Genomic DNA, 19933 nt, shown 5'->3' on the forward strand with positions numbered 1-19933 from the left:
CAATATATTCATCGACCAACAGATCGAATCGCGAGCAAGCTCACTCCTACAGGTCCCGTGTTTGCTGCGCGACAGCGCGGTGTCAGGGATACCGGGACCACTCCCACAGGAAGTATTTCCATTCAGAAAACGAGTCAGCAGTCTAAATAGCTTCCAGCTTCGCGTAGCCCATCATCAGCCACTTGCTGCCTTCGGCGAAGTTGACCTGGACACGCGCCTGAGCGCCAGCGCCTTCGAAGTTCAGGATCACGCCTTCGCCAAACACCGCATGTTGCACACGCTGCCCAAGGCTGAAGGCTGTCTCCGGAATACCGGTGCCATTGAACAGGCTGCTGTTGCTGACCTTCTGCGTGCCGCCAAAAGGTCGGGTGACACTATTGGACAAGCGCACTTCCTGAATCAGCAATGGCGGAATTTCACGTACGAAGCGCGACACCTTGTTGTAGGTCTCGCTGCCGTACAGGCGACGGGTTTCTGCGTAGGTCATCACCAGCTGTTGCATGGCGCGGGTTATGCCGACGTAGGCCAGACGCCGTTCCTCTTCCAGACGGCCCGGCTCTTCCAGGCTCATCTTGTGGGGGAACAGGCCTTCTTCCATGCCCACCAGGAACACGTAAGGGAATTCAAGGCCCTTGGCGCTGTGCAAGGTCATCAATTGAATGCTGTCTTCGTGCTCTTCGGCCTGGGTATCCCCGGCCTCCAGCGAAGCATGGCCGAGGAATGCCGCCAACGGTGTCAGCTCGGCGTCTTCTTCGTTGTTTTCGAAGTTGCGCGCGGCGCTGACCAGTTCCTCAAGGTTTTCTACCCGAGCCTGGCCTTTTTCGCCTTTCTCTTCCTTGTGGTAGTTGATCAGCCCGGACTGCTCGATGACGGTTTGCGTCATCAAATGCAGCGGCATCTCCATGACCTTGGCGGCAAGGTTTTCGATCAGCTCGACGAAACCGCCCAGCGCGCCTGCCGCACGGCCGGTCAGACCTTTATTGGCGATTAGTTGGCGAGTGGCTTCCCACATCGAAACATCGGCATGGCGAGCATGCTGACGAATCGATTCGACGGTTTTTTCACCGATGCCACGGGCCGGCACGTTGATGATCCGCTCCAGTGCCGCATCGTTGCCACGGCCTTCCAGCAAGCGCAGATAAGCCATGGCGTTCTTGATTTCGGCGCGTTCGAAGAAGCGCTGGCCGCCATAAATGCGGTACGGAATTCGCTCGCGCAGCAACGCTTCTTCAAGCACCCGGGATTGGGCGTTGGAGCGATACAGAATGGCGATTTCGCTACGGGCAAGACCGGTCTTGAGTGCGCTTTCAATGGTTTCAACCACGTAGCGGGCTTCGTCGTGTTCGTTGAATGCCGCGTACAGATTGATCAGCTCGCCATCACCGACATCAGTCCACAGCTCTTTGCCCATGCGGCCGCTGTTATTGATGATCAGGCCGTTGGCCGCTTTGAGAATACTGGCGGTCGAGCGATAGTTCTGCTCAAGACGAATGACTTCGGTGTCCGGGAAGTCCGACGAATACTGGTGGATATTCTCGATCTTCGCGCCGCGCCAGCCGTAAATCGACTGGTCGTCATCGCCCACAACCATCAGGCTGTCGCCACCCTGCGCCAGCAAGCGCAGCCATGCGTACTGCACGGCGTTGGTGTCCTGGAATTCGTCCACCAGCACATGGCGGAAGCGGCGCTGATAGTGAGCAAGCAGGCCAGGATTGTCGCGCCAAAGGTCGAGTGCACGCAGCAGCAGCTCGGAGAAATCGATCACGCCGGCACGCTGGCAGGCGACCTCATAAGCTTCATAGACCGACTTCATGGTAGTCAGAAACAGATCGCCGCTGGCCTGAATATGCTTCGGGCGCAGGCCTTCGTCTTTTTGACCGTTGATAAACCACGTGGCTTGTTTGACGGGCCAGCGTTGTTCATCAAGCCCCAGCTCGCGCATGACGCGCTTGACCAGGCGTTGCTGGTCATCGCTGTCCAGAATCTGGAAGGTCTGCGCCAGATTGGCTTCCTGCCAGTGCGCCCGCAACAAGCGGTGCGCAAGGCCGTGGAACGTGCCCACCCACATGCCTGCCGGGTTGATGCCCATCAGTTGTTCGATCCGGTGGCGCATTTCTGCTGCCGCCTTGTTGGTGAACGTCACCGACAGGACCGAATGTGGCGAGGCTTGCTCGACCTGGATCAACCAGGCGATGCGATGCACCAGCACACGGGTTTTGCCGGAACCAGCGCCGGCCAGGACCAACTGACGACCCACGGAGGCAGCTACGGCCTGACGTTGGGCATCGTTGAGGGAATTAAGCAGAAGGGAGAGATCATCGCGCATCGACGCATTCTAGGGTGCCGAGCGAAACCGGGCAAACCATGCTTTGCTCGAATCGACAAAAGCAGCATCTGGCGACGGGGGGCGAGCGGTTGTCGGGACGTGAGGGGGATAGGCATCAAGGTAGGCGACGGGCGCCGGGCGAACTGCGATTCATGATCAAAGGAGCGTTTAACTGGGCGTCCCGCAGGTCATGTAGTATAACTACAAAAAAGCTACATCCCGTCCCATGCACTTTTGCCGAGTCTGCCCCTTTGAATCTGCTGCAACACATCGCCCAGTCACGCCATCTGTTACGCAAGTCGGAGCTGAAAGTCGCCGACCACGTGCTGCTTGACCCTGCGGCTGTGATGCACAGTTCCATGGCCGATCTGGCGCATAGCGTTGGTATCAGCGAGCCCACCATCGTGCGCTTCTGCCGTGCCATTGGTTGTACCGGCTTTCAGGACCTGAAGCTCAAGCTGGCGCAGAGTCTGGCTGCCGGGGCGAGCTTCGGCCAGTTCGCGATCCACGAAGATGATTCGGTCGCTGACTACAGCCTGAAGATTTTCGATACCACGCTGCATACCTTGATGGAAGTTCGCGAAAATCTTGATCCCCATGCGTTGCAGCTTGCTGTGACTGCCATGGCGGCGGCCAAGCGGGTCGAGTTTTACGGGTTTGGTGCGTCGGGTGCGGTAGCGGCTGACGCTCAGCACAAGTTCTTCCGGCTGTTGCTCAGCGCGGCGGCTTATTCGGATCCGCACATGCAGGCCATGTCGGCGGTTACACTGGTCCCATCAGATGTCGCTGTTTGCATTTCCCAGTCCGGGCGCTCCAAGGATCTGCTGATTACGGCGAATCTGGTTCGTGAGACAGGTGCGACGTTGATCACTTTGTGCCCAAGTCAGACACCACTGGCTGAACTGTCGTCAGTCAATCTGGCGATTGATGTGCATGAAGACACCGAAATCTATACGCCTCTGACTTCGCGCATCGCGCATCTGGTAGTCATCGATGTGTTGGCAATGGGCGTTGCCATGGCGCGTGGCCCAAGTCTGGTCAACCACCTCAAGAGCGTGAAGCGCAGCTTGCGCAGTCTTCGTCTTTCGCCCAAGTCGATCAAGTCTCACGAGGATTGATCGCTTCGACTCCTGTACAAAAACTGCTACCAGCTACCCGAAAGTAGCCGGCAGCAGTTCACTGCTATGAAACCAATCCGGGTTTATCAATGAGTGACTTGCACGTCATCGATGCTTGCCAGCAGCTTGCCTTTGTAAAAGATACTGACCCCGGTGATGCTTGCGCCACTGGGTTGCGTGTACCTGACCGGTCTATCAAACAGTTCTGTTTCATCCCTCTCCACCGACAGGGTGATTTCGTCCTTTCTGCTTTCAACCATCAGATCGAGGCCTAGATGATTACCGGCAGCGGGGGATTCACTGCGAACCAGAACTGCCTGGAGGTGGTAAGGTAGCGACACGATGCCAGATACTTTTAAGGTATTAACGCCTGGCATTTTGTCGTCTTGCGCATGCCAGTCTCTGTTTTGAATGCTCATGATTTAGCTCCTTGCTAAAGTTAATTGCGTCCTGCAGGGCTACTATCTCAAGGTCTTGTTGATGGGTTGCACTACATAAATATAGCGGTTGTTACGTCTTGTTTCCGATGTGACACGTGTTGACGTTAACCATCCTGTCACGCATTCGCCGTCAGATCGTCACGCCCTCCGGGCATTCTGTACTCCCGCAACGCACTGGGAGACAGGATATGCCTCGGCACTACGATGACTCGCAACAGAGCAGCACCGTCAAAACCCGCCGTCAGCAGGAAGATCAGCGACGTATGGGGTTCCGTCGGGCAATAGAAAGCTATTCCGAAGCGCGTCGGCTCAATCAAGAGCTGTGCGACTTTGAAGAGAGCGTTTCAGAGCGCTTCTGGCAGGCGGCTAAACCTTTGGAAGACGCCCGTCGAAACGCTCCATCAGCTGGCTGATCTGCGCACGTTCGGTGCGGATGAACGCCAGGAAGGCGTGCGCCACGGGCGACAGGCGTCGATCCCTGGCCTGCACCACGCACCAACTGCGATAAAGCGGCAACTCTGCCACCGGTAACTCTTTCAGCATGCCGGTGGCGAGTTCCAGGCTGACCGCGTGTCGGGTCAGCATCGCGATGCCCAGCCCGGCCAGCACGCTTTCCCGTTGCGCTTCGTGAGCCGACATCTCTACGGTCGTGGTGAAGTGCACGCGCTTGTCCTTGAAATACTCTTCGCAGGCCTTGCGGGTCCCCGAACCATTTTCCCGAATCAGCAAGGTATAGGGCTCCAGATCCTTGAGCGCTAACGTACGTCCGTCGCATAACGGATGGTCCGGCGGAGCGACGGCTACAATCGGATTATTGAGAAACGGCAGGAATTCCAGGCCCATGTCTTGCGGCACCATGGACATCACGACCAGATCATCGCGGTTATCCGACAGCCTTCTGATCACTTGAGCGCGATTGACCACTGTCAGGTTGAGGACCACCTCCGGGTATTTACGCTTGAAGGCGGCAAACAAGTGCGGGATGAAGTATTTACAGCTCGATTCGACGGCCAGCTTCAATTGCCCTTGTAGCGAGCCCTGCATATCGGTGAGCTGCATATCCAGGCTTTCCAGTCGCCCGAAGATATCGCGACTGGCCGATTGCACCGCTTCTGCGGCCTCGGTCAGGTAGAGCTTTTTGCCGACGTATTCAAACAGCGGTTGGCCTACGAGCTCTTCCAGCTGGCGAATCTGCAGGCTGACAGCCGGTTGAGTAAGCGACATTTCCTCCGCTGCTCTGCTGTATGAACGCAGATCACACACTTCGTTGAAAATTCGTAATTGACGCAATGTCATACGCATCAATGACTTACGCATTTTTAACGACCCCGCTTGTTCGCTGAATCGTCAACTATAAGTCTTTACTTATACACAACCCAATTTTTACTCATTTTTGTTAATCCCTGATCGGGCATAGGGTGTCCCTGCGGCAATCAACCACATGCCCCGTTACAAAACCGGTTCAGCTATAAAAACCGGTTCAACGGTCGAGGGAATACTCGTGATAACAAAAATCCTGATCGCCAACCGTGGAGAGATCGCTGTCCGGATCGTGCGCGCTTGCGCCGAGATGGGCATTCGCTCGGTGGCAATCTTTTCCGACGCCGACCGTCACGCGTTGCATGTGAAGCGTGCTGACGAAGCCCACAGCATTGGTGCCGAACCGCTCGCGGGTTATTTGAACCCGCGCAAGCTGGTTAACCTGGCGGTGGAAACCGGCTGCGATGCGTTGCATCCCGGCTATGGTTTTCTATCAGAAAATGCCGAACTGGCTGACATCTGCGCTGAACGTGGGATCAAGTTCATTGGTCCGTCCGCGGAAGTCATCCGTCGCATGGGTGACAAGACCGAAGCACGCCGCAGCATGATCAAGGCAGGCGTACCTGTTACGCCCGGCACCGAAGGCAACGTGGCGGATATTACCGAGGCGCTGGTTGAAGGGGACCGCATCGGGTATCCAGTGATGCTCAAGGCGACCTCGGGTGGTGGTGGGCGCGGTATCCGTCGCTGCAACAGCCGCGAGGAACTGGAGCAAGCCTTCCCGCGAGTGATTTCCGAAGCGACCAAAGCATTTGGCTCAGCGGAAGTTTTTCTCGAAAAATGCATCGTCAATCCCAAGCACATCGAAGCGCAGATCCTCGGCGACAGCTTTGGCAATGTCGTGCATCTGTTCGAACGCGATTGCTCGATTCAGCGCCGCAATCAGAAGCTGATCGAGATCGCCCCCAGCCCGCAACTGACCCCAGAGCAGCGCGCCTACATTGGCGATCTGTCGGTGCGCGCAGCGAAGGCCGTGGGCTACGAAAATGCCGGGACTGTGGAGTTCCTGCTCGCCGAGGGCGAGGTGTACTTCATGGAGATGAACACTCGCGTGCAGGTGGAGCACACCATCACCGAGGAAATCACCGGCATCGACATCGTCCGCGAACAGATTCGGATCGCCTCCGGGCTGCCGCTCTCGGTCAAGCAGGAAGACATCATTCACCGTGGCTTTGCCCTGCAATTCCGGATCAATGCCGAAGACCCGAAGAACAACTTCCTGCCGAGCTTCGGCAAGATCACCCGTTATTACGCGCCCGGCGGACCCGGTGTACGCACCGATACGGCGATTTATACCGGCTATACCATTCCGCCATATTACGACTCCATGTGCCTGAAGTTGATTGTCTGGGCGTTGACCTGGGAAGAGGCGATGGACCGCGGATTGCGCGCTCTGGATGACATGCGTCTGCAAGGGGTTAAAACCACAGCGGCGTATTACCAGGAAATCCTGCGTAACCCTGAATTCCGTAGCGGCCAGTTCAATACCAGTTTCGTTGAAAGCCACCCTGAACTGACTAACTACTCGATCAAGCGCAAACCCGAAGAGCTGGCCCTGGCTATCGCTGCCGCCATCGCCGCTCACGCAGGCTTATGAATAAGCAGCGGCAAGCTCCAAGCCGCAGGCTTCAAGCAAAAGCAGATCTGCTCTTACTTGCCGCTTGTAGCTTGCAGCTTGTCGCTATGAGGAGATCCAAATGTCTAAGAAAATCTTCGTAACCGACACCATCCTGCGTGACGCCCACCAATCTCTGCTCGCAACGCGCATGCGCACCGAGGACATGCTGCCGATCTGCGACAAGCTCGACAAGGTTGGCTACTGGTCGCTGGAGTGCTGGGGCGGCGCGACGTTTGATGCCTGCGTGCGCTTTCTGAAAGAAGATCCGTGGGAACGCTTGCGCCAACTGCGGGCCGCATTGCCCAATACACGTCTACAAATGTTGCTGCGAGGCCAGAACCTGTTGGGTTATCGCCACTACAGCGACGACGTGGTCAAAGCTTTCGTCGCCAAGGCCGCGGTCAATGGCATTGATGTGTTCCGTATCTTCGACGCCATGAACGACGTGCGTAACCTGCGCGTCGCCATCGAGGCGGTGAAAGCCGCTGGCAAACATGCTCAGGGCACCATCGCTTACACGACGAGTCCGGTGCACACCATCGAGGCCTTCGTCGGTCAGGCCAAACAGATGGAATCCATGGGTTGCGACTCAGTGGCAATCAAAGACATGGCCGGTTTGCTGACGCCTTACGCCACGGGCGAACTGGTCAAGGCACTCAAAGCCGATCAGTCGCTGCCGGTGTTCATCCATTCCCACGACACGGCGGGTCTGGCTGCCATGTGCCAACTCAAGGCCATCGAAAATGGCGCGGACCATATCGACACCGCCATCTCCAGCTTCGCCTGGGGCACAAGCCACCCTGGCACTGAGTCCATGGTGGCCGCGCTCAAAGGCAGCGAATTTGATACAGGCTTGAACCTGGAACTGCTGCAGGAAATCGGTCTGTATTTCTATGCAGTCCGTAAAAAATATCACCAGTTCGAAAGCGAATTCACGGCTGTCGATACGCGGGTCCAGGTCAATCAGGTGCCGGGCGGGATGATTTCCAACCTTGCCAACCAGCTAAAAGAGCAGGGTGCGCTGAATCGTATGGGCGAAGTCCTGGCCGAGATTCCGCGGGTACGTAAAGACCTGGGTTATCCACCACTGGTCACGCCGACTTCGCAAATCGTCGGTACCCAAGCGTTCTTCAACGTTCTGGCCGGTGAGCGTTACAAGACCATCACCAATGAAGTGAAGCTCTACCTGCAAGGCGGCTACGGCAAGGCGCCGGGTCAAGTGGATGAAAAACTGCGTCGTCAGGCGATCGGTAACGAAGACCTGATCGACGTGCGACCTGCTGACTTGCTTAAGCCGGAAATGACCAGGCTGCGCGGCGAAATCGGTGCTTTGGCTAAATCCGAAGAAGACGTCCTGACCTATGCCATGTTTCCTGACATTGGCCGCAAGTTCCTCGAAGATCGCGCTGCTGGCGCGCTCAAGCCCGAAGAGTTGTTGCCTATTCCGGAAGCGGGTGGCGTGAGCAGTGCGAGTGGGGAGGGCGTACCGACCGAGTTCGTCATCGACGTGCACGGCGAAAGTTATCGCGTGGATATCACTGGCGTGGGTGTGAAGGCTGAAGGCAAGCGCCATTTCTACCTGTCCATCGATGGCATGCCGGAAGAAGTGGTGTTCGAGCCGCTCAATCAGTTCGTCAGCGGCGGTGCCAGCAAGCGCGCCCAGGCCACAGGGCCGGGCCACGTCAGCACTGCCATGCCCGGCAACATCGTCGATGTGCTGGTCAAGGAAGGCGACATGGTCAAAGCCGGTCAGGCGGTCTTGATTACCGAAGCCATGAAGATGGAAACCGAAGTCCAGGCGTCAATCGCCGGCAAGGTGGTCGCCATTCACGTGGCCAAGGGGGATCGGGTCAATCCGGGCGAGATACTGGTTGAGATTGAGGGTTGATCAGACACGGTCCCGTACTGTGGTGGGCTCATGTGGGAGCGGATTTATCCGCGAATGCTGCGGTGAAAACGCTGCATATGTTTCAGGTGTACCGGCCTCTTCGCGTATAAATTCACTCCCACAAGGCCGTAATGCCAAGCGTTGAATTTCAAGATTTCCTCGGGGGGCCTTCGTGGCTCCCTTTTTTTATCTCTACACTCATAACTGCATTACATTGCATTTTTAAACCCGAACAGCACAGCAAAAATGCACTATAGTGCAGATGCAGTCCGTTTATACGGCTTTCAGGTGCAATAAATTGCAGGTGGCCCATGTATAACCTCACTCTCCAGATCTATGGCGGTGGCGTTTGGAAGGATGCCATGACCCTTTCATTCGACGACCCTTCAAAAGGGTTTCTCGGCCCTTGCCGCTTCGCCTACAAAGCGGGGTATGTTCTGGGCGCCTATCCAGATTCTTTCTCCCAAGGTGTGAGCGCCCGCCTGCCGGTGGATTTTGAAACCTTTTCATTGCCCGAAGCCCCGGCTTTCCTGCATGACATTGCTCCTTCTGGCGCGGCCAAGCGCTTCCTCATCGCCCAGCTAGGTCGACAAAAGCCGGAAGGCTTGAGCGATGACTTGTACCTGCTTGGGCGTAGCACGCCCGCTCCTATTGGCAACTTGCGGATCAAGGAGTCAGTAGCGGTTCTGGAAGAGGGCGAGGCCATGGGCTTTACGCGTGGGGATGTCATCACCCGTGACCAGCATTTTCTTGAGTATGCCTATGAACAGGGCGCTGCCATTGGTGGGGCTACTGGTGCGGGGGGCGAAGCGCCGAAGTTGTTGATGACGCAGGGCGTCGACGGCTTGCTGTATCCCGATGCGGTGCTGGTTGATGAACAGGCTCGGGGGCACTGGTTCATCAAGCTCGCCCGAAACCAGGCCCTGAAAAACGATCAGGATATTCTGCGCAGTGAGTACTTGTACTACAGGGCGCTGCAAGGGCTTGGTATCGATACCGTTGCGACAGAGGACATGGCGCTGGAGCAGGCGAACAAACCGAGCCTGTGGATGAAACGCTTTGATCGTCGTATCACCGGGCAAGGCGTAGAGCGGTTGGCGGTGGAATCGATCTATTCGCTGGCCGGAGTGACATTGCCAGGTAGCCGCATGGATCATCTGGAAGTCATCACACTCTTGAGCGCCCTTTGGTCGCAAGCAGGGCAGGAGGAAGAAATACCTGATCTGGTGGCCGAATACCTACGCCGTGACTTGATCAACCAGATCCTTGGCAACTCGGATAATCACGGTCGCAATACGGCAATTATTCGCAGTCAAGACGGTTATCGACTTGCGCCCATTTATGATCTTGCACCCATGGTAATGGATGCCGAAGGCATCACGCGTACAACAAAATGGTCGAAGTCCATTGAGCGGGCAGGGATAGTGAACTGGCGGGCAGCGTGTGATTCACTGGCAGATATTCTTGATCCGCAGCAAGCTTTCGAGCGCTTGCGTCACGACGCCCAGCAGCTAAGAGCACTGCCGGATATGTTGCGTGACAGCGGTTTGCCGGACACGACGTTCAACCATCCGGCCATCGCTTTGGGCAAACTGGACGAGCGGCTGACGACCTGGGGGCTGCAATGACCTTATCCATCGACGCCCGCGCGCTGCTGATCGAAAGTGTTCAGCAGGGTATCGCTGACGGTAGCCTTGAAATGGGTGAAGCAGTTAAGCGCCTGCGGGTGGAGGGAGCGAGGCTGCATCAAAGTCAGTACGCCCGACTGTGCAAAATCTCGGTGCGCACGCTGATTCAGATCGAGCAGGGTGAGGGTAACCCGACGCTCAAGTCGTTGAACGCCGTGTTCCGGCCGTTCGGTTTGCAGATGGGCGTGGTGAGGCGTCATAAGCAGATCAGCTAATGGCGTCTCACCACGCATCAGGAATCAGAAGAAATCCAGCTCCTGTCGATTCTTATGGTTTTTTATAGCGCTGCTGAATGGCCTCAGCCACTTGCTTGAAGGTGATGCTTTTAGTCGCGATCTTCTGCATGCCGTCTTCAGGCAGGTAACCCAGTTTTACATACAGGACTTCTCCCTTTTCTCTCTGCGCCTCGGTCAGACCGAGAAGGGACTTTCTGATGGCTTCCAGGCTAGTCGGACTTGAAACAAATGTTACCCAGTCCGGTACCGGAATGGTGCTGGCGAAGTAACTGGCAACGTTGACCAACGCATCGCCCAAAGGAAATACGGCTTTGAAACGTTCCTGAGGTTTATACGTTGCGATGCCCATATAGATCTCGGGCAGCTCTTTGATCCTGTTCTCGATCCCTCGTTTTTGATTGGAAAGAAGAAACTCGAAAATTTCCAATGAGGTACCGACGATAACCAGCGACTGAGCACCAATAGCCGATTCATCAAAAAGGTAACCGTTAAAGGTGGAGGAAGTTAAGGCCTTCATCCTCCCTCCCTGATCGAGAATAATGCTGCCGTACTTTCCGTTATGCAGAACCGGGGAAACTGCGCGCCATGGGTTTTTGTGCACCGATGCCTTTGTGTGGATATTCATTCTCACAACGTCCTTGTTGTTTATTACGGGTTAGTGACTCTATGCCTGATAGGCATGACTGAACGTTAGTCGCTTAAACGAGATCGTAGGCGTTGATATGTGTCCAGTTATTGGATCGACGCAGTTCTGAGTTCACGAGCAACGCGAGTAGGGCCGAAAAATTCTTAGCGCTTTCGAAATGCCTCCAACCCTTCTACCTGCTGCCCCTCCTTGAAGTTATCCACTGCCAGCCAACCCTCAAATGCCTTCTGCAACTCAGGCCACTCCTCGTCGATGATCGAATACCAGGCTGTGTCCCGATTGATGCCTTTGACGACCATGTGCTGGCGGAAGGTGCCTTCATAGCTGAAGCCAAACCGCTCGGCGGCGCGTTTCGAGCGAGCGTTGTTGGCGTTGCATTTCCATTCCAGACGGCGATTGCCCAGCGCGAATGACTCTTTAGCCAATAGATAAATCGCCTCAGTACCTTTCGGCGTACGTTGCATCGATGCGCCGAAGGTCACATGACCGATCTCGATCCGGCCGTGGGCGGCGACAATGGACAGAAAGCTTATGCAGCCGTTGGTGGCCCCTGTGGCCTGATCGACGATGGCGTAGAACCAGGGATCGGTGTCGGCTGCGTGGCGGGTTAGCCAGGCATCAAAATCGCTGCGCTCCAGAAACGGACCGTACGGCAAATAGTCCCACAACTTCGGATCAGAGCCTGGGCCTTGCAGCGCAGCCCACAAACCATCGCCATGGCGCGCGACACTGAGTTTTTCCAGGCGGATGAAGCGTCCTTCCAGCGTTCGGGCATCTGGAAGTCTGGCGGGCTGCCAATCAGGTACAGGGTTCGGCATGGACTCTTTCCTAGATCATTTTGCGAAATTGAATGTAGCCCGGGCGTTCGGCGATACGTTCATAAAGCTGAATCGCGGTGGCGTTGGTTTCGTGAGTAAGCCAGTGCACCTTGTCGCAGCCATTGGCTTTGGCAGTGGTGTAAACGTGCTCTATCAACAGGCGGCCTACACCGGTCCCACGTTGTTCCGGTGCTACCAACAGGTCCTGAAGATAACAGGCATTGGCAATGCTCCAGTTCGAACGATGGTAGATGAAATGGACCATGCCCACCGCTTTGCCGTCTTGCCAGGCCAATGCCGCATTGGTCGGTTCGGACCGGTCGAGAAAGCGCGCCCAGGTACTGGCAATTACAGCGTCGGATAGCTCGGTTTTGTAGAACGTCAGGTAGGCCTGCCATAGCGGTAACCATGCTGCGTGATCGTTCTCGGTAACGGGGCGGATCTGAATGTCGGTCATGACAGTCTCCTGGCGGAATAGCTGACTGAATTAAGTGCTTTTCTGTAGGCGCTGCCGAAGGCTGCGAAGCATTTCTCCTGATACATCGCGATCGCAGCCTTCGGCAGCTCCTACAGGCTCTATGTTTGCCGCGAGACAGCGTGCAGATCCCGATTTGCGTCACAAGACACTTTCAGCTCATCTGGCGAGCCAGTTCCTGATCTTTTGAATCTGCGCTGGCCGTCAGCCCTTCACGTACGCCTGCGTAATCAGCAGCAGAGCGGTTCTGACCTAGCTTGCGTTTACCTTCCAGACGCTCGATGGGTAGCGAGAAGCCGACAATGGCACTGAGCATCTTGTCGATGTAATCGGCGGGCGCATCGGCCACGGCCCAAGGGGTGGCGCGCCCGTTTTCATGTTTGTCGGTCAGGCCACTGACCACGTCCAGCAGTCGCTGCGGATCATTGAAAACCTGCGCAACGCCGTACGCGTGAATGGCCACGTAATTCCAGGTGGGCACCACTTTGCCGTGCTCGGCCTTTGCTGGATAAAACGACGGGCTGATATAAGCGTCTGCACCGGGGAAAATCACCAGAGCCTGTGCGCCGCTCTCCAAAGCGCGCCACTGCGGGTTGGCCTTGGCCAGATGTCCGTACAGGGTGCCGTTCGAGCTTTCATTCGAGCGTAACAGCAGCGGCAAATGGGTAGCCTGCATACCTTGTTCGTCCTGGGTGACCAGGATCGCCAGTCGAGTCTGCTCAATCAGCGCGTGCAGGCTGCCCAGGTCTTCGTCTTTGAAAGCGCTCGGTATGTACATGGAAATATCTCTTGGCCGAAGTCTCAATCCTAGGCAGGCTATTGGTTGGTTGTAAGAGCCATTAATAGCCAATTCGATAGGGCCAATGTATGTCCGAACAACCGCCATCGTTCCCGTTCAGCCTTGCCGGTATTGAGCTTGATCGCCGTCAGGGTCTGAGTCGTCAGCTTTATCAGGCACTGCGCGCGCGTATCCTGGACGGGCGCTTGAACAGTGGGACGCGACTGCCAGCCAGTCGCGATCTGGCTGAATCCTTGAGCATCTCCCGCAACAGTGTGATGCGCGCCTACGATCAGCTCTACGCCGAGGGTTTCACCGACGGGCGTGTTGGAGACGGAACCTACGTGGCGCAATTACCCAATCAGGTGATGCCCGGCAAAAAATTATCCACAAAAGTGTCCACAGGGTTATCTACAGGCTTACCCACAGCTTTATCCACAAAACTGAAAAATGCTTCACCCAGTTCTCTTGATCAAGTTATCCACAGCCCGGCGATCAAGAAGCTTGAGAACCACCATCTGGGCACTTATTCGCCAAGCGCCCCGCGGGCTTTTCGGGTCGGCGTGCCGGCGTTCGATCTTTTCCCGTTTGCCGTTTGGGGCAAGCTTTACGCAGCTTTTTGGCGTAAGCCGGATCTGGGGATGCTCGGTTACGGCCCGGCCGCTGGCGACACACGTCTGCGCGAGCTGGTCGCTGCCTATCTCCGCACTTCCCGTGGTCTGAAGTGCACCGGTGAGCAAATAGTAATCACCAGCGGTGCGCAGCAAGCGATCAGCCTTTGTGCACAGCTGTTGTTGGAGGAGGGCGATGGCGTCGCGATAGAGAATCCAGGCTACCGCGCCGCCGGTCACGCGTTCGCCATTGCCGGAGCAAAATTGCATGGCATTGCTGTTGATGAAGACGGCATGCGGTGTGATCAGTTGCTGCAGCAGGCCTGCAAACTGGCTTACGTCACGCCGTCTCACCAATATCCGACGGGTGTGGTGATGAGTCTGGCGCGCCGCCTTGAGCTGCTCGCCTGGGCCGAGAAGGCACAAGGCTGGGTTGTCGAAGACGACTACGATGGCGAATACCGCTACAGCGGCGCGCCATTGGCACCCTTGGCGGCACTGGACCGAAGCGGGCGGGTTTTGTATGTCGGCACCTTCGGCAAGATTGCTTATCCGGGGTTGCGTCTTGGTTATCTGGTGCTGCCTGCCGGGTTGGTGGAACCTTTCAGCCGTCGACGTGCGGTGGACATGCGCCATTCGGAAGTCAGTACTCAGGTGGTGATGGCCGAGTTCATCGCTGCGGGCCATTTCCAGCGTCACATCCGCCGTATGCGCCGCGCTGCCTTGAGCCGTCGCAATACTCTGCTCAGTCACTGGCCCGAGAACATAACGGGCTGCGCAGCAATGCCCAAAGTTGTCGCGGGGCTGCATGTGGCAGTGAGAGTGGACAGCCTTGAGCGGGAAACAGAACTGATCGAAAAAGCCAAAAGTGTCGACGTTGAAATCAGCCCGTTGAGCGGTTATTGGCTGCCCGAATCCAGTGAGCCTGTGGATAACAGGGCAGGGCTGGTGCTGGGATTTGCGGCCGTGCCCGAGGCGGATATTGTGGATGCGCTGAAGAGGCTGACGCAGGTTTGGCGGGATTGATCAAGGTCAGCGCACATCCCCCGTGGGAGCGAATTTATTCGCGAAGAGGCCGGTACATTCACAGCATTTTCATCGTCAGGAATACTGCCTTCCCGGATGAATCCGGTCCCACGGGTTGAAGTGTTTGCCGATAGTTCGGCAGGATCACGAAAGCTTGTGCGCGATATACTCGCCGTTATTACCCTTTTAAACCGAGACCTCCCATGAGTACTTCTCTTGCTGCGGCACCGGCTCGCAAGCCCGGTGCGCCGCTCATTGCTGCTTTCCTGTTGTTGTTCATCGCGATGTTTCTGCTGAGCAGCGTTGGCGTGCGTCAGGTGCTCCTGCTCATCGTCGGCGCGGCGTTGGGCTTGACGCTTTATCACGCAGCCTTTGGTTTCACCTCCGCATGGCGTGTGTTCATTCGTGAGCGGCGCGGTGCTGGCTTGCGGGCGCAGATGATCATGCTGGCCATCGCCGTGGTGCTGTTCTTCCCGGCGTTGGGCGCGGGGACGTTGTTCGGTCAGCCAGTGAATGGTCTGGTTGCACCAGCAGGTGTATCGGTTGTATTTGGTGCTTTCATCTTCGGCATTGGTATGCAGCTGGGCGGCGGCTGTGCTTCCGGGACCCTGTTCACGGCGGGCGGCGGTAACGCACGGATGCTGGTGACCCTGCTGTTCTTCATCCTCGGCTCGTTGATTGCGACTCATCACGTTGACTGGTGGTTTGCACTGCCGTCTTTTCCGGCAACATCCATCGTTAAGAGCTTTGGTGTGATCCCTGCGCTGGTGCTGAGTCTGGCGGTGTTCGCTGCCATTGCATTCGTGACTGTGCGCCTGGAAAAGCGCCGTCACGGCCAACTGGAAGCCGCGGTGACCAGTGAACACGTCGGCCTGCGCCGCTTCCTGCACGGTCCATGGCCACTGGTGTGGGGCGCGATTGGTTTGGCATTGCTTAACTACGCAACCCTGGCCCTGGCCGGTCGCCCTTGGGGCATCACTTCGGCGTTTGCCCTGTGGGGCGCGAAGGTCGCGGGTTCTCTGGGTGTCGATGTAGGCAGTTGGGCCTTCTGGCAGATGCCCGCCAATGCCAAGGCGTTGGCCGCGCCAGTGTGGGAAGACATCACCAGTGTGATGGATATCGGCATCATGATCGGTGCGCTACTGGCAGCTGGTTTGGCAGGAAAATTCGCACCCAACCTGAAAATCCCGACGCGCTCCATCGTCGCGGCAGTGATCGGCGGCCTGCTGCTGGGCTACGGTTCACGTCTGGCCTACGGCTGTAACATCGGCGCGTACTTCAGCGGTATCGCATCCGGCAGCCTGCACGGCTGGTTGTGGCTGGTAGCTGCGTACATTGGCAACGTGGCGGGCGTCAAATTCCGCCCGTTCTTCTTCCCGGGCGAGAAGCCGCAGGTTGCGTTGAGCGGTTGCTAATCGACACCATTGACCTGCTGTAGCAAATCCTGTGCAGACTGTGTGAAAACTACTGCGCTCGGCAATACTGCGTTAAAAACAGGCGAAAAATGCTCATTTAGAACACCTAGACTCCGCTTTTTCGCCTGTTTTTGCCTTGTCTTGCCGTCGCTCGCTACGTTTTCACACAGTCTGTGTGGGAGCGAATTTATTCGCGAAGAAGCGTGTACATCCGACCTGATCTATAGGTCTGGAATACCGCATTCGCGAATGAATTCGCTCCCACAAGGGATCACTGCTCTAACTGCTCCTTCGCCAGCTTCACAATGTTCTCCACCGTAAAGCCGAACTTGGCCTGCAGTTTGTCGATGGGTGCCGAGGCGCCGAAGGTGTTCATCGTGACCTTGGTGCCCGTGTTACCCACATAGCGATCCCAACCCAGCGGGCCAGCCTGTTCCACCGCAACCCTGGCGGTGACAGAGGGCGGGAAGACGCTGTCGCGATAAGCCTGATCCTGATCTTCAAACAACTCCCAACTCGGCATCGATACCACGCGTGCAGCAACGCCTTGAGCTTTCAGTTGCTCGAACGCCTGTACGGTCATGCCAACCTCGCTGCCGGTGGCAATCAGAATCACCTCAGGCTCGCCGTCTTTGGCATTGGCTAACACATAAGCGCCTTTCTCCAGTCCTTCCGCCGACGCGTATTGCGTGCGGTCCAGCGTGGGCAGCGGTTGGCGAGACAGCACAATGCAAGACGGACGACTGGTTTGCGCCAAGGCGATTTTCCAGGCCTGTGCGGTTTCATTCGCATCACCGGGGCGCAGTGTCAGCAAGCCGGGCGTAGCGCGAAGCTGGGTCAATTGCTCGATAGGCTGGTGAGTCGGGCCGTCTTCGCCAACGCCGATAGAGTCATGGGTGAAGACAAAGATCACCGGCAACTCCATGATCGACGCCAGGCGAATCGGCGGCTTCATGTAATCGCTGAACACCAGAAACGTCGAGGTGTAGGGTCGTACGTAAGACAGCGCCATGCCGTTGGCAATCGAGCCCATGGCGTGTTCGCGAATACCGAAGTGCAAGTTGCGGCCGCTGTAATTGTCAGCCGAAAAACTCCCTGCGCCGTCGAACGTCAGGTTGGTTTTGGTCGATGGCGACAAGTCAGCCGATCCGCCCAGTAACCAGGGGATTTTCGCCGCGAAGGCATTGAGGACCTTGCCACCGGAAGCGCGCGACGCGATGCCTTTGGCGTCGGTCTCGAAGGTTTGCAGGTTGTCCTGCCACTGCTCGGGCATTTCTCCAGCGCGCATGCGTTGCAGCTCATCGGCCAGATCCGCTTGTTCTTCTTCCAGCTTATTGAGCGCGCCTTGCCAGCTTTCATAATCGCTGGCATTGCGCTCAATCAGGGCGTCGTGCAACCAGGTGCGCGCTTCGTCGGGCACCAGAAAGCTGGAGTTTTCGTCCCAGCCATAGGCTTTTTTGGTCAGCTTGATTTCATCGTCACCCAAGGGCTCACCGTGGGCCGCTGCGGTGTTGTGTTTGTTGGGCGAGCCAAAGCCGATCACGCTGTCGACTACGATCAAGGTCGGCGCGTCATCGGTGCGTTTGAACACCTCAAGGGCCCGGGCCAACGCTTCGGTGTCGTTGGCATCGGCCACATGCAGAGTGTTCCAGCCGTAGCCTTCAAAGCGGGTTTGCACGTCTTCGCTGAAGGCCAGCTCAGTGTGGCCTTCGATGCTGATGGTGTTGTTGTCGTAGATCCAGCACAGGTTGGCAAGTTTCAGATGTCCGGCCATGGAGGCCGCCTCAGCGGTCACGCCCTCCATCATGTCGCCGTCACCACACAGCACGTACACGTTGTAATCGAACAGTGTGCGTTCAGGTGCGTTGAAGCGCTCGCCCAGCCAACGCTCAGCCATCGCCATCCCGACACTGTTGGCGCAGCCCTGGCCGAGTGGGCCAGTGGTGGTTTCCACGCCCGTAGTCATGCGGTATTCCGGGTGGCCGGGGGTTTTGGAGTCCATCTGGCGAAACTGCTTGATGTCTTCAAGGCTTATCGCTGGTTTGCCTGATGGTTTGCCGTGCTCATCAATTTCAACCACGCCTGCCAGATGTAGCAGCGAGTAGAGCAACATGGAGGCATGACCAACCGACAGCACGAAACGGTCGCGATTTGGCCAGTCCGGATGTTCAGGGTGATAGCGCAGGAACTGATTCCAGACGGTGTAGCCCACCGGCGCCAAAGCCATTGGCGTTCCTGGGTGGCCAGAGTTGGCCTTCTGCACGGCGTCCATGGCCAGGGTGCGAATGGTGTTGATACAGAGTTGGTCGCGTGCGGTGCGTTGTTCGCTGGAAAAAGACGAGCCCATTGAATTTACCCTCAGTGACGTGCTGCTGAACATCCAGATAAGTGTGGAGCGCAGCCGAGGGCTTTTTGTTCATTGTATTTTGGGGCTGTCCGATGGCCATTACGGCCCAACCTTAACTGAACATTAAACGGTTCAGCTTTTATGCGGTCAGTCGCGAACCATATACCTCAATGGCATTCGAAGCAGGTGAGCGGCGTGTATTACGCAGTAGCCCATGAGGTAATCGTTTTGAAGCAAGCCATCATCGACAAATACCGATTTCTGATCAAAACCATTGGTTACGTAGGCTGGTCACTGTTCTGGCTGCTGATCTGGGACATCGTGGTCACGGCGGACTTCATGCTGTTTCTGGATCGCAAGATCAGCTTGCCCTCGTTGCCCTTGACCTTGCTGGCCTCTGCGCTGGTGGTACTCACCAGCTTTCGCAACTCCAGTGCCTATAACCGTTGGTGGGAAGCACGTACCTTGTGGGGCGCGATGGTGAATAACTCCCGCAGCTTCGCCCGTCAGGTGCTGACGCTGGTTGAGGATGAAGGCGAGCTGAATCCCGTGAAAGCAGTGTTGCTGCGTCGCCATGTGGCCTTCGTGAAATGCCTGTCTGCGCATCTGAAGGGTGAATCCTGTGGCGACGAAGTACAGTCATTGATAACCCGCGAGGAATACGCACGCAGGCACGAAACCAACAACTTCCCCAACGACATACTTAATACTTCGGCCGCACTGTTGGCCAAAGAGTACAAAGCCGGCCGTCTGGACAGCATCCGTCTGGCGCGTCTCGAATCGACAATGGTGGAGCTCTCCAACTGCCAGGGCGGCATGGAGCGTATCGCCAATACGCCGCTGCCTTACCCTTACGTGGCGTTCCCGCGTTTGTTCATCAGCCTGTTCTGCGTAATCCTGCCGATTGGTCTGGTGGACACGTTGGGCTGGTATACGCCGCTGGCGTCCACTGTCGTTGGCTTCATGCTGCTGGCCATCGAAAAGATCGGCACCGACCTGCAAAGCCCGTTCAAAGCCAGCGAGCATGAAATCCAGATGACCAAGCTGTGCGAAAACATCGAGCGCAACCTGGAGTCCATGCTTCGGGATGCGAAGGTTGAGTGCACGGTTTAAGCGAGTTTTGATGCAGGATTTGTTACGGCTCGGGCGCTTTATCTAACTGCATATAACTGCCTGATGTGCC

General features: G+C 56.7%; 17 protein-coding genes. 9 read left to right on the forward strand and 8 right to left on the reverse strand.

Annotated elements, in window-relative coordinates; genetic code table 11:
* Positions 1-142: 142 nt before the first annotated feature.
* Positions 143-2326 carry a DNA helicase II gene (uvrD, locus tag RX972_RS14255; RefSeq protein ID WP_027902357.1) on the reverse strand — a complete coding sequence of 728 codons (2184 nt, stop codon included), beginning with the start codon at positions 2324-2326 and terminating at the stop codon, positions 143-145.
* A gap of 251 nt (positions 2327-2577) precedes the next feature.
* Here uvrD and hexR point away from each other — a divergent pair, with 251 nt between their 5' ends.
* Positions 2578-3444, forward strand: a complete 867-nt coding sequence (gene hexR / locus RX972_RS14260) for a transcriptional regulator HexR (protein WP_027902358.1) — start codon at positions 2578-2580, stop codon at positions 3442-3444.
* An 86-nt stretch (positions 3445-3530) separates the two neighbouring features.
* On the opposite strand, the gene RX972_RS14265 is transcribed toward hexR, so the two are convergent.
* Positions 3531-3863 (reverse strand): hypothetical protein, encoded by a 333-nt coding sequence (locus RX972_RS14265; RefSeq protein ID WP_122398231.1) that lies wholly within the window; start codon positions 3861-3863, stop codon positions 3531-3533.
* Between the two features lie 209 nt (positions 3864-4072).
* Between RX972_RS14265 and RX972_RS14270 the strand changes: the two genes are divergently transcribed.
* Positions 4073-4297: a PA3496 family putative envelope integrity protein gene (locus tag RX972_RS14270; RefSeq protein ID WP_080238321.1), complete on the forward strand. Its 225-nt coding sequence runs from the start codon at positions 4073-4075 to the stop codon at positions 4295-4297.
* Here the strand turns inward: RX972_RS14270 and RX972_RS14275 are convergent.
* Positions 4251-5201, reverse strand: a complete 951-nt coding sequence (locus RX972_RS14275; protein WP_316876195.1) for a LysR family transcriptional regulator — start codon at positions 5199-5201, stop codon at positions 4251-4253. The genes RX972_RS14270 and RX972_RS14275 overlap by 47 nt on opposite strands.
* 184 nt (positions 5202-5385) lie before the next feature.
* Here RX972_RS14275 and RX972_RS14280 point away from each other — a divergent pair, with 184 nt between their 5' ends.
* From RX972_RS14280 to RX972_RS14295, 4 genes are all read left to right on the forward strand, one after another.
* Positions 5386-6801, forward strand: a complete 1416-nt coding sequence (locus RX972_RS14280) for an acetyl-CoA carboxylase biotin carboxylase subunit (protein WP_027902361.1) — start codon at positions 5386-5388, stop codon at positions 6799-6801.
* 100 nt (positions 6802-6901) lie between these two features.
* A complete protein-coding gene (gene oadA / locus RX972_RS14285; RefSeq protein ID WP_316876199.1) occupies positions 6902-8710 on the forward strand; it encodes a sodium-extruding oxaloacetate decarboxylase subunit alpha in 1809 nt (602 codons plus the stop codon).
* Positions 8711-9021: 311 nt separating this feature from the next.
* The gene (locus RX972_RS14290) at positions 9022-10338 is read left to right on the forward strand and encodes a type II toxin-antitoxin system HipA family toxin (RefSeq protein WP_316876200.1); all 1317 of its coding nucleotides are present in this window, start codon (positions 9022-9024) and stop codon (positions 10336-10338) included.
* On the forward strand, positions 10335-10613 hold the full coding sequence (locus RX972_RS14295; protein ID WP_099270124.1) for a helix-turn-helix transcriptional regulator: 279 nt from the start codon (positions 10335-10337) through the stop codon (positions 10611-10613). Before RX972_RS14290 ends, RX972_RS14295 begins: the two co-directional genes overlap by 4 nt.
* 52 nt (positions 10614-10665) lie before the next feature.
* Here RX972_RS14295 and RX972_RS14300 read toward each other — a convergent pair whose 3' ends face one another.
* From RX972_RS14300 to RX972_RS14315, 4 genes are all read right to left on the reverse strand, one after another.
* On the reverse strand, positions 10666-11259 hold the full coding sequence (locus tag RX972_RS14300) for a hypothetical protein (RefSeq protein WP_316876203.1): 594 nt from the start codon (positions 11257-11259) through the stop codon (positions 10666-10668).
* 164 nt (positions 11260-11423) lie between these two features.
* The gene (locus RX972_RS14305; protein ID WP_231674915.1) at positions 11424-12098 is read right to left on the reverse strand and encodes a GNAT family N-acetyltransferase; all 675 of its coding nucleotides are present in this window, start codon (positions 12096-12098) and stop codon (positions 11424-11426) included.
* 10 nt (positions 12099-12108) lie between these two features.
* The gene (locus tag RX972_RS14310; protein ID WP_231674916.1) at positions 12109-12555 is read right to left on the reverse strand and encodes a GNAT family N-acetyltransferase; all 447 of its coding nucleotides are present in this window, start codon (positions 12553-12555) and stop codon (positions 12109-12111) included.
* A gap of 172 nt (positions 12556-12727) precedes the next feature.
* The gene (locus RX972_RS14315; RefSeq protein ID WP_316876207.1) at positions 12728-13351 is read right to left on the reverse strand and encodes an FMN-binding negative transcriptional regulator; all 624 of its coding nucleotides are present in this window, start codon (positions 13349-13351) and stop codon (positions 12728-12730) included.
* 89 nt (positions 13352-13440) lie between these two features.
* Between RX972_RS14315 and RX972_RS14320 the strand changes: the two genes are divergently transcribed.
* Together RX972_RS14320 and RX972_RS14325 are read left to right on the forward strand one after the other, a co-directional pair.
* Positions 13441-14988: a PLP-dependent aminotransferase family protein gene (locus RX972_RS14320; protein ID WP_316876208.1), complete on the forward strand. Its 1548-nt coding sequence runs from the start codon at positions 13441-13443 to the stop codon at positions 14986-14988.
* Between the two features lie 203 nt (positions 14989-15191).
* Positions 15192-16403 (forward strand): YeeE/YedE family protein, encoded by a 1212-nt coding sequence (locus tag RX972_RS14325; protein ID WP_316876210.1) that lies wholly within the window; start codon positions 15192-15194, stop codon positions 16401-16403.
* 271 nt (positions 16404-16674) lie between these two features.
* Here RX972_RS14325 and tkt read toward each other — a convergent pair whose 3' ends face one another.
* The gene (gene tkt / locus RX972_RS14330; protein WP_316876212.1) at positions 16675-18750 is read right to left on the reverse strand and encodes a transketolase; all 2076 of its coding nucleotides are present in this window, start codon (positions 18748-18750) and stop codon (positions 16675-16677) included.
* A gap of 228 nt (positions 18751-18978) precedes the next feature.
* Between tkt and RX972_RS14335 the strand changes: the two genes are divergently transcribed.
* A complete protein-coding gene (locus tag RX972_RS14335; RefSeq protein ID WP_099270332.1) occupies positions 18979-19863 on the forward strand; it encodes a bestrophin family protein in 885 nt (294 codons plus the stop codon).
* The last annotated feature ends 70 nt before the right edge of the window (positions 19864-19933 follow it).

The organism is Pseudomonas syringae group sp. J309-1 (assembly GCF_032582135.1).
Classification (GTDB): Bacteria; Pseudomonadota; Gammaproteobacteria; order Pseudomonadales; family Pseudomonadaceae; genus Aquipseudomonas; species Aquipseudomonas quasicaspiana.